Source organism: Kyrpidia spormannii, from assembly GCF_002804065.1.
Classification (GTDB): domain Bacteria; phylum Bacillota; class Bacilli; order Kyrpidiales; family Kyrpidiaceae; genus Kyrpidia; species Kyrpidia spormannii.
The window spans coordinates 1,921,859-1,943,884 of sequence record NZ_CP024955.1; the positions used below are offsets into that span (position 1 = coordinate 1,921,859).

At 58.6% G+C, this 22,026-nt stretch carries 22 protein-coding genes and 1 pseudogene; 7 read left to right on the forward strand and 16 right to left on the reverse strand.

Annotated features, from left to right (window positions below):
- Positions 1 to 84: 84 nt before the first annotated feature.
- Entirely contained in the window at positions 85 to 2,133 is a 2,049-nt protein-coding gene (locus tag CVV65_RS09740) for a sigma-54 interaction domain-containing protein (RefSeq protein ID WP_100669376.1), read from the reverse strand.
- Between the two features lie 150 nt (positions 2,134 to 2,283).
- Here CVV65_RS09740 and CVV65_RS09745 point away from each other — a divergent pair, with 150 nt between their 5' ends.
- Positions 2,284 to 2,562, forward strand: a complete 279-nt coding sequence (locus tag CVV65_RS09745) for a DUF2627 domain-containing protein (protein WP_013075319.1) — start codon at positions 2,284 to 2,286, stop codon at positions 2,560 to 2,562.
- Positions 2,563 to 2,647: 85 nt separating this feature from the next.
- Here the strand turns inward: CVV65_RS09745 and CVV65_RS09750 are convergent, their stop codons facing one another.
- Positions 2,648 to 3,175 (reverse strand): MogA/MoaB family molybdenum cofactor biosynthesis protein, encoded by a 528-nt coding sequence (locus CVV65_RS09750; RefSeq protein ID WP_013075318.1) that lies wholly within the window; start codon positions 3,173 to 3,175, stop codon positions 2,648 to 2,650.
- On the reverse strand, positions 3,172 to 3,687 hold the full coding sequence (gene moaC / locus CVV65_RS09755) for a cyclic pyranopterin monophosphate synthase MoaC (protein WP_100667966.1): 516 nt from the start codon (positions 3,685 to 3,687) through the stop codon (positions 3,172 to 3,174). The genes CVV65_RS09750 and moaC overlap by 4 nt, the downstream gene beginning before the upstream one ends.
- Positions 3,688 to 3,798: 111 nt before the next feature.
- Here moaC and CVV65_RS09760 point away from each other — a divergent pair, with 111 nt between their 5' ends.
- The gene (locus CVV65_RS09760; RefSeq protein ID WP_100669378.1) at positions 3,799 to 4,821 is read left to right on the forward strand and encodes a ThiF family adenylyltransferase; all 1,023 of its coding nucleotides are present in this window, start codon (positions 3,799 to 3,801) and stop codon (positions 4,819 to 4,821) included.
- Positions 4,822 to 4,832: 11 nt separating this feature from the next.
- On the opposite strand, the gene CVV65_RS09765 is transcribed toward CVV65_RS09760, so the two are convergent.
- Positions 4,833 to 5,387: a lysophospholipid acyltransferase family protein gene (locus CVV65_RS09765; RefSeq protein WP_041303852.1), complete on the reverse strand. Its 555-nt coding sequence runs from the start codon at positions 5,385 to 5,387 to the stop codon at positions 4,833 to 4,835.
- Between the two features lie 212 nt (positions 5,388 to 5,599).
- On the opposite strand from CVV65_RS09765, the gene CVV65_RS09770 reads away from it, so the two are divergent.
- The gene (locus CVV65_RS09770; RefSeq protein ID WP_100667967.1) at positions 5,600 to 6,766 is read left to right on the forward strand and encodes an MFS transporter; all 1,167 of its coding nucleotides are present in this window, start codon (positions 5,600 to 5,602) and stop codon (positions 6,764 to 6,766) included.
- Positions 6,767 to 6,856: 90 nt separating this feature from the next.
- Here CVV65_RS09770 and cysK read toward each other — a convergent pair whose 3' ends face one another.
- From cysK to CVV65_RS09785, 3 genes are all read right to left on the reverse strand, one after another.
- Entirely contained in the window at positions 6,857 to 7,786 is a 930-nt protein-coding gene (gene cysK, locus CVV65_RS09775) for a cysteine synthase A (RefSeq protein WP_100667968.1), read from the reverse strand.
- 349 nt (positions 7,787 to 8,135) lie between these two features.
- Entirely contained in the window at positions 8,136 to 8,600 is a 465-nt protein-coding gene (locus CVV65_RS09780; RefSeq protein WP_100667969.1) for a TlpA family protein disulfide reductase, read from the reverse strand.
- 60 nt (positions 8,601 to 8,660) lie between these two features.
- A complete protein-coding gene (locus CVV65_RS09785; RefSeq protein WP_198591989.1) occupies positions 8,661 to 9,200 on the reverse strand; it encodes a peroxiredoxin in 540 nt (179 codons plus the stop codon).
- A 213-nt stretch (positions 9,201 to 9,413) separates the two neighbouring features.
- On the opposite strand from CVV65_RS09785, the gene hemQ reads away from it, so the two are divergent.
- Entirely contained in the window at positions 9,414 to 10,160 is a 747-nt protein-coding gene (gene hemQ, locus CVV65_RS09790) for a hydrogen peroxide-dependent heme synthase (protein ID WP_100667971.1), read from the forward strand.
- 208 nt (positions 10,161 to 10,368) lie between these two features.
- On the opposite strand, the pseudogene CVV65_RS17165 reads toward hemQ, so the two are convergent.
- The 8 genes and pseudogenes from CVV65_RS17165 to CVV65_RS09830 all read right to left on the reverse strand — a co-directional run.
- Positions 10,369 to 10,455 (reverse strand): annotated as a pseudogene (locus tag CVV65_RS17165) (N-acyl homoserine lactonase family protein); the annotation flags it as partial.
- A gap of 66 nt (positions 10,456 to 10,521) precedes the next feature.
- On the reverse strand, positions 10,522 to 11,652 hold the full coding sequence (locus CVV65_RS09800; RefSeq protein WP_232796578.1) for a zinc-binding dehydrogenase: 1,131 nt from the start codon (positions 11,650 to 11,652) through the stop codon (positions 10,522 to 10,524).
- A gap of 91 nt (positions 11,653 to 11,743) precedes the next feature.
- Positions 11,744 to 12,901, reverse strand: a complete 1,158-nt coding sequence (locus CVV65_RS09805) for an acyl-CoA dehydrogenase family protein (RefSeq protein ID WP_100667972.1) — start codon at positions 12,899 to 12,901, stop codon at positions 11,744 to 11,746.
- Positions 12,898 to 14,130, reverse strand: coding sequence for a CaiB/BaiF CoA transferase family protein (locus CVV65_RS09810; protein ID WP_100667973.1), 1,233 nt, complete (start codon positions 14,128 to 14,130; stop codon positions 12,898 to 12,900). Before CVV65_RS09810 ends, CVV65_RS09805 begins: the two co-directional genes overlap by 4 nt.
- A 63-nt stretch (positions 14,131 to 14,193) precedes the next feature.
- The gene (locus tag CVV65_RS09815) at positions 14,194 to 14,982 is read right to left on the reverse strand and encodes an enoyl-CoA hydratase/isomerase family protein (protein WP_100667974.1); all 789 of its coding nucleotides are present in this window, start codon (positions 14,980 to 14,982) and stop codon (positions 14,194 to 14,196) included.
- A 175-nt stretch (positions 14,983 to 15,157) separates the two neighbouring features.
- The gene (locus CVV65_RS09820; protein ID WP_100667975.1) at positions 15,158 to 16,216 is read right to left on the reverse strand and encodes a tartrate dehydrogenase; all 1,059 of its coding nucleotides are present in this window, start codon (positions 16,214 to 16,216) and stop codon (positions 15,158 to 15,160) included.
- Between the two features lie 40 nt (positions 16,217 to 16,256).
- Positions 16,257 to 17,126, reverse strand: coding sequence for an HpcH/HpaI aldolase/citrate lyase family protein (locus tag CVV65_RS09825; protein ID WP_157935464.1), 870 nt, complete (start codon positions 17,124 to 17,126; stop codon positions 16,257 to 16,259).
- Positions 17,127 to 17,280: 154 nt separating this feature from the next.
- Positions 17,281 to 17,946: a GntR family transcriptional regulator gene (locus CVV65_RS09830; RefSeq protein WP_100667977.1), complete on the reverse strand. Its 666-nt coding sequence runs from the start codon at positions 17,944 to 17,946 to the stop codon at positions 17,281 to 17,283.
- A gap of 261 nt (positions 17,947 to 18,207) precedes the next feature.
- Here CVV65_RS09830 and CVV65_RS09835 point away from each other — a divergent pair, with 261 nt between their 5' ends.
- Genes CVV65_RS09835 through CVV65_RS09850 form a run of 3 tightly spaced genes read left to right on the forward strand, consistent with a single transcriptional unit; the run spans position 18,208 to position 20,514 of the window.
- Positions 18,208 to 18,336 (forward strand): helix-turn-helix domain-containing protein, encoded by a 129-nt coding sequence (locus CVV65_RS09835; protein WP_232796579.1) that lies wholly within the window; start codon positions 18,208 to 18,210, stop codon positions 18,334 to 18,336.
- Positions 18,337 to 18,358: 22 nt separating this feature from the next.
- Positions 18,359 to 19,006 (forward strand): MOSC domain-containing protein, encoded by a 648-nt coding sequence (locus tag CVV65_RS09840; protein WP_100667978.1) that lies wholly within the window; start codon positions 18,359 to 18,361, stop codon positions 19,004 to 19,006.
- Positions 19,003 to 20,514 carry a transposase gene (locus CVV65_RS09850; protein WP_232796580.1) on the forward strand — a complete coding sequence of 504 codons (1,512 nt, stop codon included), beginning with the start codon at positions 19,003 to 19,005 and terminating at the stop codon, positions 20,512 to 20,514. The genes CVV65_RS09840 and CVV65_RS09850 overlap by 4 nt, the downstream gene beginning before the upstream one ends.
- 292 nt (positions 20,515 to 20,806) lie before the next feature.
- Here the strand turns inward: CVV65_RS09850 and CVV65_RS09855 are convergent, their stop codons facing one another.
- Positions 20,807 to 21,991, reverse strand: a complete 1,185-nt coding sequence (locus tag CVV65_RS09855) for a class I SAM-dependent rRNA methyltransferase (protein ID WP_100669384.1) — start codon at positions 21,989 to 21,991, stop codon at positions 20,807 to 20,809.
- Positions 21,992 to 22,026 lie beyond the last annotated feature (35 nt).

The window sequence follows — 22,026 nt, forward strand, 5'->3', positions numbered from 1 at the left end:
CTCCCTGCAACACATTGCATGTTATGCAGTATTTTGCAGGCAAAAACCTTCACAAGCCTGTGCCAACCCTTTCTCGGCACAACCTCAGCCGGACCAGGGGTCTATCCCAAGTTTCTCCAATTTATAATATAAATTGCGCACCGAAATGCCCAAGCGCCGGGCCGCCTCGGTTTTGTTGCCGTTCACCTTATCGAGGACCCGCTGGATATGGGCTTTCTCTGCGGCATTCACCACATCCTCCAGGGTCCGTTCGTCCTCCGGTTCTTCCGGGTTGATCTGTCCGGCCCCCAGGTCGGAGAGGGGCAGGTGGACCGTATCGATCCAGGTGTCGGTGTAACCGACACGGATCATGGCCCGGCCGATCACATTCTCCAGTTCCCGCACGTTACCTGGCCAGGAGTATTCCTCCAACCGGGCAATCGCCCGGGGGGTCAGGCCCTCCACTTGGCGTCCAAAATCCTGGTTGAACTTGCGCACAAACTGCCGTGCCAAGGGCTCGATGTCCTCTTTGCGCTCCCGCAAGGGCGGAAGAACGATGGGCATGACATTCAACCGATAGTACAGGTCTTGCCGAAAACGTCCTTCCTGGATCGCCTTTTCCAAATTCACGTGAGTAGCGGCGATAATCCGCACGTCCACGGGAATCGCCCGACTCCCGCCGACCCGGACAATCTCTTTTTCTTGAATTGCCCGGAGGATCTTCGCCTGGGTGGGGAGGGGAAGCTCACCGATCTCGTCGAGAAACAGCGTGCCGCCGCTGGCTTCTTCAAAAACTCCCTTTTTCCCGCCCCGTTTTGCGCCGGTGAAGGCCCCTTCTTCGTAGCCAAACAGCTCACTCTCAAGGAGAGACTCGGAGAAGGCGGCGCAGTTGACCCGAATGAACTGGTGATAGCGCCGGGCGCTTTCGTTGTGGATCGCATGAGCAAAGAGCTCTTTCCCCGTTCCCGATTCCCCCCGGAGCAAAACCGTGGCCGGGGTTTGCGCCGCCGACCGGGCGAGGTGCACGGCAGAAACGAAGGAGGGACTGTGGCCGATGATGTCCTCAAACGTGTATTTGGCCTCCAGCTTTCGAATCAGTCGCTTCGCCCGGTCCAACTCTTCCGTTAACTGTTGAATCTCTGAGATATCGTGAATCACCCCGACGCTGCCCTTGAGCTCGCCATCAACGAGAATCGGGGCGCAATTGACGATCACTTCCCGCCGGGCCGGGCCGACCTTCATCGGCACGCCCTTGACCGCCCGGCGGGTCCGCAGTACTTGGTAGTGCATGCTTTCTCCTTCTGCAATATCGACGGTGGCCGGCTTGCCGATCACATCATCCGGCCCTAGACCGGTGAGACGGGTGTACGCGGGATTGATGAGGATTCCTTTGCCTTCTCGATCCACCACCGAGATCGCGTCTTGGGTGGCGTTGATGATCGCTTCAAGAAGGGATTGGATCTCGCGAAGATTTGTCACTTCTTCGGCCAGGCCGAACAGTTCCGTGACATCCCGGAAGACGGCCACCGCCCCCACCACCCGGCCATCTTCGTCCCGTACGGGCATCCGGTTGGTGATGATTTTCACCCGGCCAAGGTCCTGCAGTTGATTGAGTTCCGCCTGCCCGGTTTGAAGCACAATGTGCAAACGGCTGTTGGGAATGGTAGTCTTGGCCTCGGTGCCGAGGACCTCGGCGGCGTGCAGACCGGTCAACCGCTGGGCGGCGGCATTGAAAAGTGTAATGCACCCGGCCTGGTCCACCGCCATCATCGCATCGTGGGTGGAGTTGAGAATGGCATCCAACTCGCGGCGTTGCCGGGAAAGCCGGTGGATCAGTTGCTCTTTCTCCTGCAGCAGGGTCATCAAAAGCTCGGCCACCGGGCCGGGGACAAGAGTCACTCCAGGCGGTCGGGCGCTGTCGATCTCGCGGTACACACCGACATCCCCCGTGGCCTCAATGACCACATCAACTCCGTGGAAGTACGGCCGGTAATCGGCCGCGGTCTCGATGCCCCATTCCCGGGCCAGGCCCAACGCCGGGGCGCCGGGGTCGAGGTCCACCACGGCGACCACTCGAACCGCCTCCATGGAGTGAAACGCCCGGAGCAGGGCCGTACCCCCTTTGCCTCCTCCGACCAACAGCACCCGTACCACCGACGCCCCCTCGCTTTCGACCCGTGGATTTGTTTTCATTATATCAGTCATTCCACGGGGCTCCATGTGCTCTTCAAGATCAGGTATACTGGTAACAGTCGTCCACGCCCAAGGTCCCAGGATCCTGGGGCTTGAAAGGAAGGTTGTCACATGGGGCTTTTGATATCCTGGATTATCCTGATCGGCTTTTTCCTGCTCGGCGGTTACGGGGTGACGCTCGTCCGGGACGCCGTGATGGGTCACTTGTTCAACCCGTCGCAACCCTGGTTAGGACCCACCCTGGCGGGCACCGTCCTGATCGCCATCAGTGTGGGATTTCTCGGCGGGTTCATCTACTATAGGGAGAAAAAGCGCGGGAAAGTGAAAGGAGCCCGCCGGGGAACCGACGACCCACCCTCGCCGCCCCCCTGTTGCTTCCGATCGGGTTGAGCTCGTGCCAACTCGTCACTTTTCATTAACAGAATCGACCATCCAACATCGTCACCCTCCCAGTCGATCCCGCCTCTCTCCACAATCATCGTTTCGATTCTTCGTGACGATGGTGAACCGGGCCGTGGTCTCGCACCCGGCCGCTGAGCACCCCCAAGGCGTGGGGCAGCACGTCCCCCACCGCCTCCAGACACTCCTGCACCCCTTTGGGGTTGCCCGGGAGGTTCACGATCAAGGTCTGCCCTCGGATGCCGGCGACGCTCCGGGACAGGATTGCCGTGGGCGTCACCGCCGCCGTGGCCGCCCGCATCCGCTCCGGAATCCCCGGGACCAGCCGCTCCACCACCGTCAACGTCGCCTCGGGGGTGACATCCCGGGGCCCCAGGCCGGTCCCGCCGGTGGTGAGAACGAGATCCACCCGTTCCACGTCGCAATAATACACCAGTGCCGCCTCGATCTGATCCCGTTCGTCGGGCACCACGCGATGTCCGCGCACCGCCATGCCCCGGCCCGTCACATAATCCCGAATAACCTCCCCGCTCGTATCCGGCCTCTCGCCCTTGGCCCCCTTGTCGCTGCACGTCACAATGGCCACCGTCCACCCTTCGCTCATACCCCATTCCTCCTCCTGGGCTCGTCCCGCCGATAATCCCCGCTTTTACCTCCGCTCTTCTCCAACAAATAAACTGAGGTTACCTCCATGGCCCGATCAATCGCCTTGCACATATCGTAAACGGTGAGCGCCGCCACCGAAACGGCCGTCAGTGCCTCCATCTCCACGCCTGTGGATGCCACCGTGGAGACCTCCGATTCGATCTCCAGTTCGGCAAAATCACGCCGGCCCTCGCTCTCCCGGGGAAAAAAGCGAAGGTCCACATGAGTTAACGGAATCGTATGGCACATGGGAATCAAGTCGGGGGTGCGTTTGGCCGCCATGACCCCCGCCACCTGGGCCACTGCCAGGACATCCCCTTTCTTGACTCTCCCTTCCTGAATCGCCGAGAGCGTTTCCGGTTTCATCCGAACCACCGCCCGGGCCACGGCGGTGCGCTTCGTCGGCTCTTTTCCCGAGACGTCCGACATCTTCGCCCTTCCTTGCTCATTAAAATGGCTCCACTCCGCCATTCATCCGTCTCCTCTCGCCCCTTGTCAACCGTTTGGGGATTCGTTAGTGTGAAGATGATGTCCGGGCCTTCGGACCATCCTTCGATTCTCGATGAAAGTGAAGGGATCCTCATGATATCAGATCAAGAACGGTATTCCCGTCAGTTCCTGTTCTCCCCCATCGGAGTGGCCGGGCAAGAAAAACTGCGCGCCTCCCGAGTGGTCATCGTGGGCCTCGGAGCGCTGGGAAGTGCGCTATCCCAACACATGGTCCGGGCTGGAGTGGGGTTCGTTCGGTTGATCGACCGGGATTATGTGGAACCGAGCAACCTCCAGCGCCAAATGCTTTACGACGAACAAGACGCTCTCCAATCTTTGCCAAAGGCCGAAGCGGCAGCCATCCATCTTCGGGCGTTTAACAGCAGCGTCCACGTGGAGCCGCTGGTCACCGATGTGACGTGGCGCAACGCCGAAAAGCTGTTAACCGATGTCGATCTCATCCTCGACGGCACCGACAACTTTGAAATTCGGTATTTAATCAACGATGTCGCCATTAAGCACGACATTCCGTGGATCTACGGCGGGGCGGTGTCTGCCCGGGGCGTTTTACTCCCTGTCATCCCCGAAAGCGGTCCGTGTCTGCGCTGCCTCTTTCCCGAACCGCCCGGGCCGGGAGACGCGCCCACCTGCGATACGGTAGGCGTGATCGGACCGGTGGTGGACGTGGTGGCATCCCTTCAGGCGGCGGAAGCCCTCAAGTGGCTCGTGGGCGACCGGGACCATCTGCGCCGCACCCTGTTACACCTCGATCTTTGGGGCAACGAATGGTCGGAAATCAGCGTCAGTCACGCCCGGCGACCGGATTGCCCGACCTGTGGGCTTCGACGCTTCGACTTTCTCTCCCCCCGGGAGCGAGAAGCCATATCCTTGTGCGGGCGGAATACCGTTCAAGTCACCCTGGGAAGCCCCCTGGACCTCGATGCCCTCGAGCCTCGTTTATCCGCCCTCGGCCGGGTTCGGCGCAACCCGTTCTTGCTGCGGGCCGAGATCGAAGGCAAGCGACTCACCCTCTTTCCCGACGGCCGGGTGCTCGTTCAAGGCACGGACGATCCGGCGGTCGCCCGGTCCCTGTGCGCCCGGTTCGTCGGCGTGTGACAGATTCGCCATCAGGCGCTGGATGCCAAACGGCGAATCTCCGCCATCACCAGCTGGGCAATGTCCGCGTAGCTATCTGTGGCCGGCCGGATCGGGCGTCCCACCCGAATCCGGATCCGGCTGAACAGTCCGCACGGTCCTTGAATCGCTACCGGAACGATGGGCGCACCGCTTTTTACAGCCAGCATGCCCACCCCCGGTTTGGGGCTTGGTCCCGCTTTAAAGGTTCGAGAACCTTCGATAAAAATGGCCAACACCTTTCCCTCTTGGAGAAGCCGCAGACTGTGCCGGATCGCGCGGATGTCTGGCATCCCCCGATGTACGGGGAAACCGCCGAGATAACGGATCAAGGGATTGAACACCCGATAACGGAACACTTCGGCTTTGGCGATAAAATACGGTTTTCTTGGAAGGTAGGCCCCGAGGAGGATCGGGTCCAACCAGGTTGGATGGTTGGCCGCCACGATCACCGCCCCTTCATAGGGTATCTGCTCGACACCTGAAACCGAGATTCGAAAGATCCCCCGAAACACCAAGCGAACCAACCACTTGAGCAGCCAATACACGGTGTTCACCCCTTATCCGAGGCCCAATCCGCGCCGATGGTATGTGTTTTTATTTTACTCAGTCAACAGGTTTTTGGCCAGCATCCGCCGGCAAACCCATTGACCGGTCGCCCGGGCGTGCATAGAATAAGAAATAATGCTTGTATTTCGTTGCGCGAAATATATGCCTCCCGCAACAACAACTTTTGTCATCAAAAGAGAGGTGATCCACGATGCGAACATTAGAAGAAGACCAACGGGCCACCCGGGCGATCTACGCCACTTGCCTGGCCGCTCTGTTCGGCTTTATGGGCATCGGCGTCGTGGATCCCCTGCTGCCGGTCATCGCTGCCCAGATCGGGGCGGCAAAGTGGCAAATCGAGCTGCTGTTTACGACGTACATTTTTATGATGGCCATCGTCATGATCCCGGCGGGAATCCTGGCCGCCAACCGCGGCAATAAGGGCGTGATGGTGGTAGGATTGGGGCTCGTCACATTGTTCGCGCTCTTTTGCGGATTTTCAAACAGCGTCTACTCACTGGCCGGCCTCCGGGCCGGGTGGGGAATGGGCAATGCGATGTTTTTCGCCACATCGATGTCGATCATCATCGGGCTATCATCGAATTTGGAGCGCAGCATGGGGCTTTACGAGGCCGCCCTGGGCCTGGGGATGTCGGTGGGACCACTCCTGGGCGGAGTGCTCGGCGCCGCCAATTGGCGGTACCCATTTTTGGCAACCAGTGCCTTAATGGCCATCGCCTTCATCCTTACTTTAAGTACGGTGTACGAACCGCCGGGTGGGAAAAGTCGCAAGGGATTCCGGGACTTCGGCCGGGCCATGGCCCATCCTCCGTTTCTCGGAGTCGCCCTCGTGGCCATGTGTTACTATTTCGCGTTTTTTACGATCCTTGCCTACTCCCCGATTTTTCTTCAAATCCCCGCCCTTGAACTCGGGTTGATCTTTTTCGCTTGGGGTCTGTGCCTGGCTTACGGATCGGTGTTCCTGGCCCATAAACTGCTCGACCGCCACGGCGGGGCTTGGACGGTTAAATTCGGCCTTTCCGCCATTGTCGCCGTCTTGGTCCTCTTGATCGTCGTCCCCTCTTTCTGGGGACGGGTGGCCATCATCATCGTGTCCGGGCTGTTTTGCGGGTTGAACAACACGACCTTTTCCACCCTGGCTGTGGAGACAAGCAATGCCCAGCGCAGCATCGCTTCAGGGGCGTATAATTTTGTCCGATGGATGGGGGCTGCCATCGCGCCTGTGGTCGCCGGCGTCGTAGCCGAACGCTGGTTCCCCACCGCACCCTATCTGATCGCCGGGATTCTCGTGTTTGTCGGCCTCCTGGGCGTGTGGCTAACCGTGGGCCAACAGAAGACCATGACCATGCCCCATTAAAACAAATCCCCCTGGGCTGACCCAGGGGGTTCATGCTCAAAAAGACCGCCCGCATTATCTCTGATGCTGAAAGGGGGGTAGAAACCTTCTTCACTGCGCCTCTTGGAACAGCGGAGTGGACAGGTAACGCTCCCCCGTATCCGGCAGGATGACGACGATCGTCTTGCCCTTATTTTCGGGGCGATGGGCAAGAATCGAAGCTGCGTGATAGGCCGCTCCGGAGGAGATTCCCACCAACAACCCTTCCTCCCGGGCCAAAAACCGGGCTCCGGCAAAGGCCTCTTCATTCTTGACCTGAATGACTTCATCGACCAACTGTGTGTTGAGCACCTGCGGCACAAAGCCGGCCCCGATGCCTTGTATCTTGTGCGGGCCCGGTTGACCGCCGGACAACACCGGAGAATCCGCCGGTTCGACCGCCACCGCCCGGAATGAAGGCTTGCGCCCTTTGAGGACTTCGGCCACTCCGGTGATCGTCCCTCCGGTTCCAACGCCGCTGACCAGGATATCGACCTTGCCGTCGGTGTCCTTCCAAATCTCCTCGGCGGTGGTTCTCCGGTGGATCTCCGGGTTGGCGGGATTGTTGAACTGCTGAAGGATAATCGCCTTTGGATACTTTTTGACCAATTCCTCGGCTTTCTTGACGGCGCCCTTCATCCCTTCAGGCCCGGGGGTAAGAACCAACTCGGCCCCGAATGCTTTTAAAAGGCTGCGGCGTTCCACACTCATGGTTTCCGGCATCACCAGAATCAACCGGTACTTTTTCGCCGTGGCCACCATGGCCAACGCGATTCCTGTGTTTCCGCTGGTCGGCTCGATGATGACCGTGTCCCGGTCCAATTTGCCATCCCGCTCCGCCGCCTCGATCATCGATAAGCCAATCCGATCTTTGACACTGCCCCCGGGATTAAAAAACTCGACTTTACCGAGCACTTCCGCCCCGGTCTCGTCGCTTAAATGGTTCAACCGCAACAGCGGCGTCCTTCCGATCAACTCGGCGACACTTTTGGCGACTGTCATGTTCCATCTCTCCTTCGTTCAAATTGCACACGCCCTGGTTCGAACCACCGCATACACCCTGGCCCCAATAGAACCGACAATACCGATAAAAACACTTAACTTATCTGTCCCTAACATACCACATCCGAGAGACTATGTAAAGAAAACCCGGACAAGGCGCAGGCCCTCGGGTTTCGGTATATCGCCCGAGTTGCGTGCTGCGATGACCGGGGTCGTCTCATCTCCAGGGAACAATACCGCGCGGGTGCACATGGCAACGACATTCCGGACCTTGGCGCACACAAAAAAACCCGGGCATCAACCCGGGCTCTGACATGGTGCGCCTTCATCCGCCTTCAGGCCTCCGTCCTCACGACTGGGAAGGAGCGGGTTCGGCAAACAGCTCTTCGAGTTTCTTCTCGACGTTTTGCAATCCCCGATCCCCGGCCGCGCGGAATTTTAAATGGCCTTCGGTGTCAAAGAGGAAGAACGCGGGCACGAACTGGTTCTGATACCGATCGGCAATCCGGTGCAGATTGTCCACCGCCACCGGATGATGAATCCCGAACTCCTGGATGTCCTTCTTGACCTTCTCAACATCGGTGTCGGCCTCCTGCCGGGGCATGTGAATGGAGACCAATTGGAGCCCCTTCGGAACAAACCGGTCCCGGTAGGCCAAGAGGTTTGGCAGGGTCTCGTGGCAAATGTGGCACGACACCGCCCAGAAGTGGATCAAGATCGGCCGTCCGATCTCGATGTTCGGCGGCCCGTCCACCACCAGCCACTCCGTCGCTCCCTCCAGTCCCGGGAACGGGGTACCCAAACGCATGGGCATGAGCGAGTCCCCCTTTACAGTCTCCTCGGCGTGGACACCCGCTCCGCCGGATCCCCGAGATCAGGCTTCCAGAAGTTTATCTCCGGGTTTCCAGTCGGCCGGGCACAACCCGCCGGTTTGCAGCGCCTCAAGGACGCGCAAAGTCTCATCGACGCTGCGTCCGATATTCAGATCATGGACCACTTGATAGCGCAGGATACCCTCGGGGTCAATGATGAACAGTCCCCGCAGCGCCACGCCTTGTTCGGGAATCAACACATCGTAAGCCCGGCTGACCGACTTAGTGATGTCGCTCGCAAGCGGGTAACGAATTTCTCCCAGGCCATTCTTATCCCTGGGCGTGTTGATCCACGCCTTGTGCACGTGAACGGAGTCCACGCTCACCCCGAGAATCTCGGCGTCGAGATCAAAGAACTCCTGAGCCCGATCGCTGATCGCCGTGATCTCCGTGGGGCACACGAAAGTGAAGTCCATCGGGTAGAAAAACATCACCAGCCATTTTCCGCGATAGTCGGACAAGCGAACTTTCTCATCCAAGGTTTTCATGTTCTTCGTGCTCAGCATCTCAAAATCAGGTGCAGGTCGTCCTACCAACGGCATGGTTCGCTGCCTCCTCATTATGTAGAATTTCCCCCGCGGTGAGATCAGGTTTCCACCCGTCGCCACCCGGGCACCGTGCCACCAATGACATTATACATCAATAACGAGTATCAATCAATAATTAGTTTTTCTTTTGTCACCTCCTTGTCGAGATCTTCCCCTTTGTCCGGCACACCGCGGTTTGCTATGATGGATCCGAAGGAGATGATCCCCATGAGCGAAGCCGTACAAACCCTTGAGGGCTGGTTTGCCCTTCACGATTTTCGCCATATCGACTGGCCCCGGTGGGCCCATCTGCCGGCCGACGAGCGCCGCCATATGCGCGACGCTTTCCTCGACCTGGTGGCCCGGTGGGATGAGATCGAGGCAACCAAGCAAGGGAGCACAGCTCTTTACACGGTGGTCGGCCAGAAAGCGGACCTGGTCATGGTCCACCTGCGCCCCACCTTGCAGGATCTCGAGGCGACGGAACTGGTTTTCGAACGGTCAGAATTCGCCACTCTCGCGCGACCGGCGTACTCCTATGTGTCGGTGGTGGAGCTAAGCAATTATACCACGAAACCCGGGACCGACCCCAGTGACGACCCGGTGATTCAGCGAAGATTAAAACCGATCCTGCCAAAAACAGAGCATATTTGCTTCTATCCGATGAACAAACGCCGCCAAGGCGAAGATAATTGGTATATGCTCGATATGGAAGACAGGCGGACCATGATGCGCAGTCATGGAGAAATTGGCCGGCGCTACGGCGGCAAAGTGACGCAAATCATCACCGGCTCTGTGGGTTTGGATGACTGGGAATGGGGCGTGACGCTGTTTGCCGACGATCCCATCGTGTTTAAGAAGCTCATCTATGAGATGCGTTTCGACGAAGTGAGCGCCCGCTTTGGCGAATTCGGCCAGTTCTTCGTCGGGAATCGCCTGACCCGGGAGCGGATCGACAGCTGGCTGGGATTATAAGGAACCTTTCGGGACACCAAAAGCGAGGAGCCTTCGCCGTGCCGCAACTTCGTATCCGCGGCGCGGAGAAGGCTCCTGTCGTGAGATCCCGTCACTCGTAGTAGCCTTGTGTGGACTTCCTGAGCGTCTTAAACTACTCCGCATCGTGACCACACCACACCTGGGAATTGGGCAAATAACATTCCTCGGTGGCCAGGTATGGAAATTAATCCTGGGTGGTCTCGCTCCAACGCCCTCCTTTTCCCATAGCATGTGGATTGCATGCCGTGTCGAACAAAATCCTGCCCTCCGGATGATGCTTGACTCGGTACCCACTCCCCGTCGATCCATAGCGCTTCCGTGCGCATGCACGCCTCCCCCTTTAATCGGAAACCACGATAGACGCCCGGGTCACCTGACGTTTGGCGGACCGATCCAATGCCTCACCCACTTGGTCCAGGGTGAACTCGGCATCCAGCATCTCAGCAAAGGGGTATTTGTTGATATTATTCGACAAAAATTTCAGTGAACGGTAAAGGTACCAGGGGTTATAACGGATCACAGGAATGATCTGAATCGATTTGCGCGTCATCAGCCCTGGATCGAAGTCGGTCAATTCCCCAGGGGAAATGTTCCCAATGCTGACATACCGACCTCCGGCTCGCACCAGGTGGATACCCTCATGAAAGGCAGCCGGGACACCGCTGACTTCCAACCCCACATCCGCTCCGGACCCGTCTGTCAACTCCTGGACCGCCCGGGCACGTTTCTCCACGGAGTCAACTTCATTCAGGTTGATGGTGTAGTCGGCACCAAAATCCCGGGCTAAGGCCAAGCGGGATTCCAAAGCGTCGATGACGACCACCCTGGCGCCCATTTCCTTCGCCAGGGCGCAGGCGTTCAAGCCGAGCCCGCCGGCCCCCTGAATCACCAGAGTCTCTCCATAGCGCAACCCGGCCTTGTCGAGGCCAAAATAGACCTGGGACAACGCGCAGTTCGCGCTGGCCGCCGCAACATCCGGAACATTATCGGGAACTTTATAAAAATACTGATCGGGATGAATGTAGTAGTGGGTGGCGAAGGATCCATGAAAATGAGGATATTCGTCAGCTTCCTTGGACCAGAAAGAATAGGCGTTCTCGCACAGGTGAAACTGCCCCTCCCGGCACGGGCGGCACTTTCGGCACGTGAGATAGTAGGCGGCCACGATTCGATCTCCCACCTGAACCGGGGCCCCGGCGTAATCGGTCTTTACGCCCTCACCGAGTGCCTGGATCCGACCAATGGCCTCGTGCCCCATGACCCCCGATTTTTTTGTGGGGTGAAGGCCCTTCCAGATGTGCAGCTCGGACCCGCAGATGTTTGTTCGGGTGATCTCCATCAAGACCGCCCCCGGCCCCGGCGAAGGGACCTCATATTCCTCAAAGACCAAGGTTCCCGGCTTCGTCATCACGGCGACTTTCCCGATCATTCGCGTCACCCCGATCTTAAAATTGTATGCGGGATCCGACATCCCCCTCATAATTCTATCTCGCCCCGGACAATTGTCAATACGATTGTGTATAATCGATTTTTATTTCCGTTTACATTTTCTTCGCGACCTGTCAATAGGAGCGCGGAAGCCCGAGGACGTGTTCCGCCACGTAAGACAAAATGAGATTGGTGGAGATGGGAGCCACCTGATAAAGTCGAGTTTCACGAAATTTCCGTTCGACATCATACTCCTCGGCAAAGCCGAACCCACCGTGGGTTTGCAAGGCCACATTGGCCGCCTCCCAAGACGCGTCCGCCGCCAACAGCTTCGCCATGTTGGCCTCAGCCCCGCAGGGTTGCCCGGCGTCAAACAATTCCGCCGCCCGAAACCGCATCAGATCGGCCGCTTCCAGATTGACATAAGCCCGGGCAATGGGAAACTGCACTCCTTGGTTCTGGCCGATGGGCCGCCCGAACACCACCCGCCGGCGTGCATACTCCGCGGCGCGACCCACAAACCACCTCGCGTCCCCAATACATTCCGCCGCAATTAAGATCCGCTCCGCGTTCATTCCATCAAGAATATAGTGAAATCCTTTGCCTTCCTCCCCGATCAAATTATCCACCGGCACCTCCAAGTCTTCGAAAAACAGCTCTGTGGCGGAATGGTTCATCATTGTCCGAATCGGCCGCATGGTCAGCCCGCGGCCTATCGCTTCCCTCAGGTCAACCAGCAGCACGGACAAACCTTCCGTCCGCTTCCGCACCTGGTCCACCGGAGTGGTTCGAACGAGGAGAAGCATCAGATCGGAGTGTTCGGTTCTGGAGATGAACACTTTTTGCCCATTGATGACATAGCGGTCCCCGCGCCGGACCGCCGTGGTTTTCAGTTGAGTGGTGTCCGAACCCGTGTTGGGCTCAGTAATACCAAAAGCCTGCAGTCGAAGCGTTCCCTCGGCAATCCTCGGCAAATACACTCGTTTCTGCTCCTCGGAACCGTGGCGAAGCAACGTCCCCATCGTGTACATCTGGGCGTGGCACGCCCCGGCGTTCCCGCCGGATCGATTGATCTCTTCAAGGATAATGGAAGCTTCAGTAATGCCCAGGCCGGCCCCGCCGTACTCCTCCGGGATCAAAGCCGCCAGATATCCCGCCTGGGTCAGGGCATCCACAAACTCTTGGGGATATGCCCGCTGTCGATCAAGTTCTCGCCAATAGGCATCGGGAAACCGCTCACAAACTTTTCGCACCGCCTGCCTGAGATCTTGATGCAATTCCGACTCTTTCACCTGTCCCCGCCTCCTTCAACGTCCAATCCGATAACTCCCTTACTGAGCAACTCCTCCACCCGAGCCAACTCCCCGATCTCCGCAAGAATCTCTCGGGTATGTTGACCAAGTAGCGGCGCAGATGTGCGAATCGCGGCAGGAGTGTCCGTCAATCGCACCGGAAGCCTCGGAATCTTCACTTCGGCAATTCGCGGGTGGGGGGTCGACTGCAACAACGACAATGCCGCGAGCTGTGGATCTTCCATGACCTGAGAGGGCCGTTGAATCGGAGAACAAGGAATCCCCACTTCCCGAAACAACGCCACCCACTCTGCCCGCGGGCGTTGCCGGAGCTGCTTATTTAACAGCCCCTCCAGTTCCTCCCTGTTCAACACCCGGTCCGGGTTTGTCGCAAACCGCGGATCGTGTGTCAACTCCGGCCGACCGATGGCCTGGGCGAGGCGGGCAAACAGTCCATCGTTCGAAATTCCAATCATGATCGGGCCATCTGCCGTCTCAAAAGCCCCATAAGGGGCAAAGGCAGTATGCCGGGCCCCCTGAGGCACGGGATCCCGACGTGTGGCCTGGTAGGCCACCAAGTGATAATTCATCCAGTAGACTCCCGTTTCGAACAGCGAGGTTCCGACGATCTGTCCTCGCCCGGTTCGCTCCCGGTAAAATAACGCAGATAAGATTCCGACTGCGGCCCACGTGGCACTGCCGGCATCCAGGATGGAAACCCCGGCCCGGGAGGGTTCATCCTCCCGGCTCCCGGTGATACTCATGATCCCCGTGCGGGCCTGAACCACCGCATCGTAACCGGGAAGCATGCAGTCTGGCCCATCATCTCCGTACGCACTGAGGGAACAGTAAATGAGAGACGGGTGTTCGCGCAAAAGGCTTTTCCCGTCTAGTCCATACTTTTCTAACACGCCCCTCCGAAAATTCTCCACCACCACATCCGCTTGGGCAATGAGTTTTAAGGTGATCTCCCGGCCCTCCGGCTGTCTAAAATCGAGGGCAAGGGACCGCTTATTCCGGTTTATGGCCAAAAAATACGCCGATTCTCCGTTCCAGGCGGGGCTCATGTGCCGGGCGTCATCTCCTTTTCCCACCCGCTCGATCTTGACGACGTCCGCTCCCAGGTCCGCCAGAATCGCCGTCGCCGACGGTCCGGAAATGTTGGTGGTAAAATCGACAACGCGAATCCCTGCCAGGGGGCCCTCCTTTTTCTTCACCTGTTCCTTCATACCGCTCCCCTCCCCGGTTCCAAGGATCTTCCACCGCCGCCAAAACCCCGATACTTCACAAGACTAGCGCCCCTGGAAATGGGGAGATCGCTTTTCGTTGAATGCCCGAACTCCCTCCAGACGGTCTTCGGTATCCACGCATTGGTTGTACCAGTACAACTCCCGAACCCGAGCTTCACCATCTGGCATCCCGAACAACTCGTCGATGGCGGCTTTACAGAACCGCACCGCCAAGGGGGCATTGGCACTGATCACCTGGGCCAACGCCAGAAACTCTGCGTCCAACCTCTCCCTGGGGACCAGTCGATTCACCGCCCCCATCTCCGCCATCTGCTGGGCACTGAACTTTTGACCGCTGAGAATGACCTCTTTGGCGCGGTGAACGCCAATCCGTTTAGCCAGGAGCCGCGTTCCCCCACCTCCGGGCATAATGCCCCGGGTCACCTCGGGCAAGCCAAAAGTGGCACCTTCACTCACCACCCACAAATCGCAGTTCAGCGCCAATTCCATTCCGCCGGCCAAGCAGTAACCATCAATCACCGCCACAGTGGGCATGGGCAGGTCTGCGAGAGCATAAAACATGGCTTCAAACAGGTGGTGCTGGTTTCGCCATTGTTCCTCGCTCATCCTATTCCGCTCTTTAAGATCCGCTCCGGTACAGAAGAATCCTTCGTGAGCCGACCGCAGCCCAACCACCCGAACATCAGATCTTGTCCTCAGGTTCTTGAAGATTTCGAGCAACTGTTCTGCCATTTCCGTGTTGAAGGCGTTCATCACTTTCGGGCGGTCCAAAATCACTTCAACGATCGTCGAATTTTCCGGCCTCTCCTTAACTTGTACGAAGCTTTCCATCTCCCCTTGCCCCCTCGCGATCTAGATCCGCATCTCCGTCCGCAGGAACGGTTCGCTACGATTGTATATTGGATCCATAATCCTAGTCAAGGAATGCGGTAGAGCGGAACTTGCTCTTCCCACACTTTAGCAATTCCACTCACCACATATAGGTTGAGTCCCACGGGTGAAATGATCACCTCCTTCTCAGCCTGCGGCAGATCTCGTCCGACACATCTCGAGTACCGGAATGTCCGCCGATATCCGGCGTCTTGATTCCTTCCGCCGTCACGTCTTCCATCACTTGCAGCAACTCCTGAGCCGCATCTCGGTGCCCGAAGTGTTCGAGCATGAGGGCCCCCGTCCAAATCTGCCCGATGGGGTTGGCGATGCCCCTGCCCGCGATGTCCGGGGCCGAGCCGTGCACCGGTTCGAACATCGACGGATAGCGTCCGTTGACATTGATATTCGCCGCCGGGGCAATGCCGATGCTCCCCATCACCGCGCCGCTGATGTCGGTCAGAATGTCCCCAAACAGATTACTGGCCACCACCACATCGAAGACATAAGGCCGGGCGACAAACTGTGCCGCCAGGGCATCAATGTGATAGGAGTCAACCCGGACATCCCGGTAGTCCCGCTGTACGTCCTTGAACACTTCGTCCCAAAAGGGCATCGTGTGGTAAATGCCGTTCGATTTTGTCGCACTGGTTACATGTTTTCGGCGGGTCCTGGCCAATTCAAACGCATAACGCATGACCCGCTCCGTTCCCTTGCGGGTGAACACCGCAGCCTGGATCGCCATCTCGTCATCGCCCCGATGGAGCCGCCCGCCGATTTCGCTGTACTCCCCTTCGCTGTTTTCCCGAACCACGACGAGATCGAATCCTTGAGGGTCAGTTAGCGGCGATGCCACGCCCTTCAGGGCTTTGGCCGGACGAACATTGATCACCTGTTCGAACTCCCGGCGAATCTTTAAAAGCAACCCCCAAAGAGAAATGTGGTCGGGCACCAGTCCAGGATTCCCCACCGCCCCCAGAAAGATCGCATCAAACCCTTTCAGAATGTCCAGCCCATCCGCGGGCATCATCTCCCCGTGCTCAGCGTAGTAGTCACAACTCCACGGAAACTCCTGAAACTTGAAATGAAACCCACCGTGCACCTCCGCCAAAACCTTCAGAACCTCCACTGCCGCCGGCACCACTTCCCGTCCAATCCCGTCGCCGGGAATAACCGCAATCGTATACACATCCATGCCTCAAAAGTCCCCCTTGTCAAAGACTCGTGCTCCATTCTCACTGTTCTCCGGCCCGCCGCAGGGTGTCTTCCGCCCATCGCACCAGAGCACCGTCCACCAAGAGGCCGTCCTCGGTCAAAACAGCCCCCTGTCCGGACTGCCGGGCCTGGGCAGATATCTCCAGAATACGCCGGGCTTTCAACATTTCCTCATCCGACACCCCGTACACTTCGCGAACCACAGCCAATTGGGAAGGGTGAATGACCATCTTTCCCTGACACCCTATGTCGTGTCCAAAGTGCACGTCCTCGCGGAATCCGGCTTTGTCATCAAGAAACACATACACCACATCCCAGGGGGGTTCGAGCCCAAGAGCCCTGGACACGAGAACCAAACGGACCCGCTCCGCCGCAAACCCATTCTGTCTGAAGGCAAAATCGAGAGACATACCCGTGTCCACCGCCAAGTCCGCAATGCCCAAGGCTGCAGCCCGAATCCGCTTACTTGCGGATAACAACTCTTCCATTCTCATGACCCCAGCAGCCGTTTCCAACAGGATCACCATCTGAATCCCGTTGAGATTCTGACCGGTTTCTCTTTCCCACCTGCGCAAACGGTCCTCCAGTGCTCGCAACTGCCCGGCGCGCTCCACTTTCGGAACCACGAAGCCGTCCGGCGAAGCGGGCAAAACTGCGTCCAGATCGCTCTCCCAGTGGGGGGTATCCAATCCATTGATCCGCACCCACCGCCTCGGTGGCCCATCGGAAGCCCTCTGTTGCAGCCACCGGGTCGCGTTTGCCCGCGCCCGCTCCTTGTCGGCTTCGGACACGGCGTCCTCGAGGTCAAGGATGATCCCCGAACACCCCAGTGTCTCCGCCTTTTGAATCTTATGTTCATCTGTGGCCGGTACAAAGAGGAGCGCGGACATCTCCATTCGCCATCCTTTCCATCAATCCACCGACTCGATCACCGCGTATCTTTGGCTTGCAATGGAAGACGGGAAGTATCGCTTAATACAGAAAACACCACCAACTATCGCATATTATATCTTGGATCCAACATTTAATCAACAAGAAATTGACTTAGTTTTTTTGAGCATCACCCCCGGTGATTTCCGAGCGATGGTGAAGAAAATCCCCCAAGCTCCTCAGCACGTGTTCCGTCATCGCCGCCCGGGCCTCGTCGTCGTGTCCGGCGCGGATGGCCTCCACAATCCTGGCATGCTCTTGAGCGGACCGGGAAGGTTGCTGGGGCAACAGTTCAGGCAGGTGCGGAGGCAGTCCGTTCCACAACAGGTTCAACAACATCACGAGCCGAGGGCTGTGACTTGCCTCCCAAATCGAGCGGTGAAACGCTTCGTTGGCAGAAACGAACTCCGAGGTCGAACCTTGGTCGGCCATTTTGACCGTGTCCTCAAAGGCCGAGAGAATCTCCTCGTGTTCCCCAGGGTGTTTTGCCGCCCGAGCCGCCGCCTCCCCCTCCAGCAGAGCGCGGATCTCATAATGATCTGAAATCTCATCATCGGTGAGGATCCGGACAACCGCTTTGCGGTGGGACTGTAAAGTGATTAAGCCGTCCCTCTCGAGGATTTGAAAAGCCTCCCGCACGGGCATACGGGAGATACCCAATTGATTCGCGATCTCTTCCTGCACCAACTCTTGGCCGGGCTTTAATTCACCGGAAAAAATGGCTTTTCGCAAAATCGCCGCCACCTGCTCGCGCATCGGCTGCACCGAGATGGGTTCCATCTTTGTTTTCCTCCATTCGCCTTCGTGCTTCAGCGTCAAGATTTGTTGCTCTCTGTCCCTATCCTAACGAACCCGGGAGCTGTTCCGCAAACATTTTGTGCAGCCGGGTCTTCCGAGGGTCGTATCGCCTAACGGAAAGGATCTGATCCGAAAAAACGCGCCGCAAACCTCGATATCCTTCCAAATCATGGACAAAGGAACGCGACCTCTTTAGGCAAATATATGTTTGCTATCTCGGCGGATTTGGTGTATCATAGAAACATGAAAATTCTCAGGTCCTTTCGATTCCGCCTGGAACCCACAACGGAACAAGCCAGGAGTCTCACACGCTACCGGGGATGCGCACGGCTTATCTGGAACAAAGCGCTGGCCTTGAAAACGGCTCGGTGACAGGAACGGGGGTAACGAGAAGATGAAAGGGCTACTTATTGCGATTCATATTGGCCGGGTCAAGACGATGACCGACCCGTCCCAGGCGAGCCGGAAATGGCGCAGCGCGATTTTGAAGCAGCCGGTCTCCGGGCCCGTTTGGCTCAGCCGGACGAACCTCGCCGGAGATGAACAAGCGGACCTCAAGCATCACGGCGGACCGGACAAAGCCGTCCTGGCCTACGCGGCCGCCCATTACCCCCTCTGGCGGCAAGAATTGGGCATATCCGAAATGGAGCCGGGCGGCTTTGGAGAGAATTTTGTCGTCTCCGGCATGGCCGAGCCGGACGTCTGCATCGGAGATACGTTTCGCGTCGGTGAAGCGGTGGTGCAGGTGTCCCAACCCCGACAACCCTGCTGGAAACTCGGCCGTCGGTGGAACCTGGCGGATCTGCCCAAGCGGGCCGAGGAAACCGGCCGCAGCGGGTGGTATTTTCGCGTGCTGGAAGAGGGATGGGTGGCGCCCGGACAAGAGATTGTTCTCGTCGATCGCCCGTTTCCCCAGTGGACGGTGGCCCGGTGCAACGAGATCATGCACCACCGGCGGCGCGACCGTGCGGCGGCTGCCGAGCTCGACGCTTGTCCGGCGCTGTCTGAGAGTTGGAAAAAGACCCTGGGGCAAAGGAGGTGAGGTCACTGGCCGCGGTCATCAAGACGATCCGGATCGGGATTCACAAGGAGGTCCACCGGTGCAAGACGGAGGCACTGAAGAGGACTAAGGAAATCTATAATGCCGTGATTGCGTTTTACATAGAGTTTTTCGCGGCGCACCTGGACGTGTTGGACAAGACGGTGGAAGCCCGGAAAAAAGACGGCACTCCCACTCCCTACCTCCGCAAGCACACCAACCAGGAACTGCTGACGTTTGCAGAGCTTCACACCCTGGCGACCAAAGCCCACCCGAACCCGGGGTGGCCGCTCGACGAACACGTTCCAGCGGCTAGAGGGATGCCGACGGAGTTGCGCCGGGCGGCGATCAACCAAGCTATTGGCAAGGTGCGGTCCTGGTGGAGCCACCTGAAAACTTGGGAGGAAACAGCACAGGACCAGCGCGGGCGGGAACCACGACCCGGCGCACCGAACGAACCGGTGACGTTTTATGCGGGGATGGTCGAGCACCCCGCGTATGACCTGAACCCGCAGAAGAAAAAGCGGCACACGTTCATCAGCCTGAAACTGCACACGGGGCAGAAGTGGGAAAAGGTGTCGCTGCCGGTGGTGGTTCATGCCCAGGCCGAATCGCTTCTCGCCGGGTCCGCCCTGGAGAAAGAGCGCATCGCTCGGAAAAGGAAACGGTCAAAGACGACCCAGGTCGGTTTCGGCGAAGAAAAAGGGGGCTTCGGGGCCGGGACATGGGTGGCGAAATCCCTGACGGTGTACGGGAAGCGGGACAAACGGTATCCGGGCGGGGTGCGATATGCGCTGCACATCCCGATGGAGAAATCCGTAGACAAACCCCGGAAGGCAGAGGAACAGCGCCGGGCAAACCCACAGATGCCGGTGGTCACAGTGGACCTGGGCGTCAACCGGCTGGCGGTAATGGGAGCGTTTGTGGAGGGAAAACTGGCGGCTACGAGGTTCGTGGACGGCAGAGCCCTGAACCATCGCCGGCACCGGTTGTTGACGGCAATCCACCGCAAGCGGGAGCAAAGCGGACGGCTCCAGCCGGCCGTCCAGGACAACGCGAACTTGTGGAACAAGATCCGGAACTTGGACGAGAACGCGGCCAAGCAGACGGCCGTGACCATTGTCCGGTTCGCGAGGGAGCACGGCGCAAGGGTGATCGTCTTCGAGCACCTGCGCCGGTACCGGCCGCCGAAAGAGAAGATGAGCCGGAGCGGGCGGAAGAACCACAAACGGGCGTACTGGTTGCGCGGACAGATCATGGAATGGGTCCGGGACCTGGCGTTTCGTGAGGGGATTCTGACGGTGGAGCGCAACCCAGCCTATACCTCCCAGGTCTGTCCGCACTGCAAAGTGCTCGGGGAGCGGGGCGGCTCACGGTTCACATGCAAGAACCCGAACCACCGGTACAGCGCGGACGCGGATTTTGTGGGGATGATGAACTTGTACAGGAAATGGACGAAGACATTCGTGTATCCCCGCAAAGGGGATGACCCAAAGCCAGAGGTTGCCTGAGGGCAAAATATCCCTCTGGTCTCGCGGGAGGCTAACCGCCTGGACGGGACAGGGGTTCAAGCCCCTGCCTTTCGCGAGTGCCCGTGTGGTACGGGATGGTCCTGAGCTTCTTTCCTTGGGGACCGGCTTGCCAATCCTGGATTGCCGGACGCGGGAGGAAGCACACGCCGAGAAGCGCGCCCACCCCGGGGGCGGCTCCCTTCCGGATGGAAGGAGACAAAGGTCAGGCCGACAGCGGTTGTTGAGTAGCTTTGATCATATATTTCGGCAACTGCTGATACCACGGTTGGTTTCATCCCCTGGACCGGACCTCAAACATGGCGAATTTCAGATAATTGCTTTCTTCGCTCCCGTGAATGACCGGGTGGTCCTTCGCCGCACCCCGAAGTTCGACTAACCGCAGGATCTTTCGCGCGTCAACGGCAGCCTCCGTAATCGTATCGAGAAACAGATCCCGGTGCATATGCCAGGAACAAGAGGCGGTGACGAGAAAGCCGCCGTCCCGGACCAGCTTCATCCCCCGTAGATTGATCTCCTTGTAACCCCGAATCGCCCCGGGCAAAGAAGAGCGGGATTTGGCAAAAGCCGGCGGGTCGAGAATCACCACGTCGAATTGCCGGGCCTGGTCAACGAGGGCCCGCAACTCATCGAAGGCGTTGGCCTCCACGAACTCCGCCCGCCCGGCGTAGCCGTTTGCCTCCACATTTTCCCGGGCCAAATCCAGGGCCTCCCGGGATTGGTCCACGCACACCACCCTGTCCGCGCCAAATTTTAATGCGTGAAGGGCGAAAGCCCCCGTGTGGGTGAACACATCCAGGACCCGGGCGCCGGGAACCAGCGGGGCAATGGCCAGGCGGTTCTCCCGCTGATCAAAAAAATACCCGGTCTTCTGTCCCCGCCACACGTCCACGGCCAAACGAAGCCCATTTTCCTCGATCCACACCCTCGCCGGCACCTCGCCATAGTCCCGGCGCACTTCAAGAGGCAGGCCCTCTTTCTCCCGAACCGGCACGTCGTTGCGGAGCAAAATCCCCTGGGGAGCCAGGCGATCGACCAGGGCCTGGCGAATCCAGGGCCACAGCCGTTCCATCCCAAGAGCGAGCACCTGAACCACCAGAATATTTTCGAACCGGTCCACAATCAATCCCGGGAGAAAATCCGCTTCCCCGTAGATCAATCGACAACTTCGCGCTCCAGCTAAAAACCGCTCCCGCCAGGCCAGGGCTTCGTCCACCCGCCGGGCGGCCCAAGAGGCATCGATCGGTTCATCGGCCCGGTAGGTGAGCACCCGAACCAGAATCTGGGATCGCGGGTTGATATACCCTTTGGCGAGAAAATGCCCCTGATGGTTGACCACCTCGACGACGTCCCCGGGTGCCGGATCGCCTTCCACCCGGGCCACCTCGCCGCGAAATATCCACGGACTTCCTTGTTCCAGACGCCGCTTCCGATCTTTGTCAAGAACGACTCTACCCATCAACCCAACGACCTCCCCACATGCCGCAACACCCG

What these genes read in the sequence shown, in the direction of transcription:
- CVV65_RS09825 (WP_157935464.1), bottom strand. Translation starts at nt 17,126, where the DNA reads ATGTCCGCGCTCCTCTTTGTACCGGCCACAGATGAACATAAGATTCAA.
- CVV65_RS09785 (WP_198591989.1), bottom strand. Translation starts at nt 9,200, where the DNA reads ATGCCGTTGGTAGGACGACCTGCACCTGATTTTGAGATGCTGAGCACG.
- CVV65_RS09835 (WP_232796579.1), top strand. Translation starts at nt 18,208, where the DNA reads ATGAAAATTCTCAGGTCCTTTCGATTCCGCCTGGAACCCACAACGGAA.
- CVV65_RS09820 (WP_100667975.1), bottom strand. Translation starts at nt 16,216, where the DNA reads ATGGATGTGTATACGATTGCGGTTATTCCCGGCGACGGGATTGGACGG.
- CVV65_RS09840 (WP_100667978.1), top strand. Translation starts at nt 18,359, where the DNA reads ATGAAAGGGCTACTTATTGCGATTCATATTGGCCGGGTCAAGACGATG.
- CVV65_RS09750 (WP_013075318.1), bottom strand. Translation starts at nt 3,175, where the DNA reads ATGAGCGAAGGGTGGACGGTGGCCATTGTGACGTGCAGCGACAAGGGG.
- cysK (WP_100667968.1), bottom strand. Translation starts at nt 7,786, where the DNA reads ATGACAGTCGCCAAAAGTGTCGCCGAGTTGATCGGAAGGACGCCGCTG.
- CVV65_RS09830 (WP_100667977.1), bottom strand. Translation starts at nt 17,946, where the DNA reads ATGGAACCCATCTCGGTGCAGCCGATGCGCGAGCAGGTGGCGGCGATT.
- CVV65_RS09770 (WP_100667967.1), top strand. Translation starts at nt 5,600, where the DNA reads ATGCGAACATTAGAAGAAGACCAACGGGCCACCCGGGCGATCTACGCC.
- CVV65_RS09800 (WP_232796578.1), bottom strand. Translation starts at nt 11,652, where the DNA reads ATGTCGGATCCCGCATACAATTTTAAGATCGGGGTGACGCGAATGATC.
- moaC (WP_100667966.1), bottom strand. Translation starts at nt 3,687, where the DNA reads ATGGCGGAGTGGAGCCATTTTAATGAGCAAGGAAGGGCGAAGATGTCG.
- CVV65_RS09745 (WP_013075319.1), top strand. Translation starts at nt 2,284, where the DNA reads ATGGGGCTTTTGATATCCTGGATTATCCTGATCGGCTTTTTCCTGCTC.
- CVV65_RS09780 (WP_100667969.1), bottom strand. Translation starts at nt 8,600, where the DNA reads ATGCCCATGCGTTTGGGTACCCCGTTCCCGGGACTGGAGGGAGCGACG.
- CVV65_RS09855 (WP_100669384.1), bottom strand. Translation starts at nt 21,991, where the DNA reads ATGGGTAGAGTCGTTCTTGACAAAGATCGGAAGCGGCGTCTGGAACAA.
- CVV65_RS09815 (WP_100667974.1), bottom strand. Translation starts at nt 14,982, where the DNA reads ATGGAAAGCTTCGTACAAGTTAAGGAGAGGCCGGAAAATTCGACGATC.
- CVV65_RS09760 (WP_100669378.1), top strand. Translation starts at nt 3,799, where the DNA reads ATGATATCAGATCAAGAACGGTATTCCCGTCAGTTCCTGTTCTCCCCC.
- CVV65_RS09810 (WP_100667973.1), bottom strand. Translation starts at nt 14,130, where the DNA reads ATGAAGGAACAGGTGAAGAAAAAGGAGGGCCCCCTGGCAGGGATTCGC.
- hemQ (WP_100667971.1), top strand. Translation starts at nt 9,414, where the DNA reads ATGAGCGAAGCCGTACAAACCCTTGAGGGCTGGTTTGCCCTTCACGAT.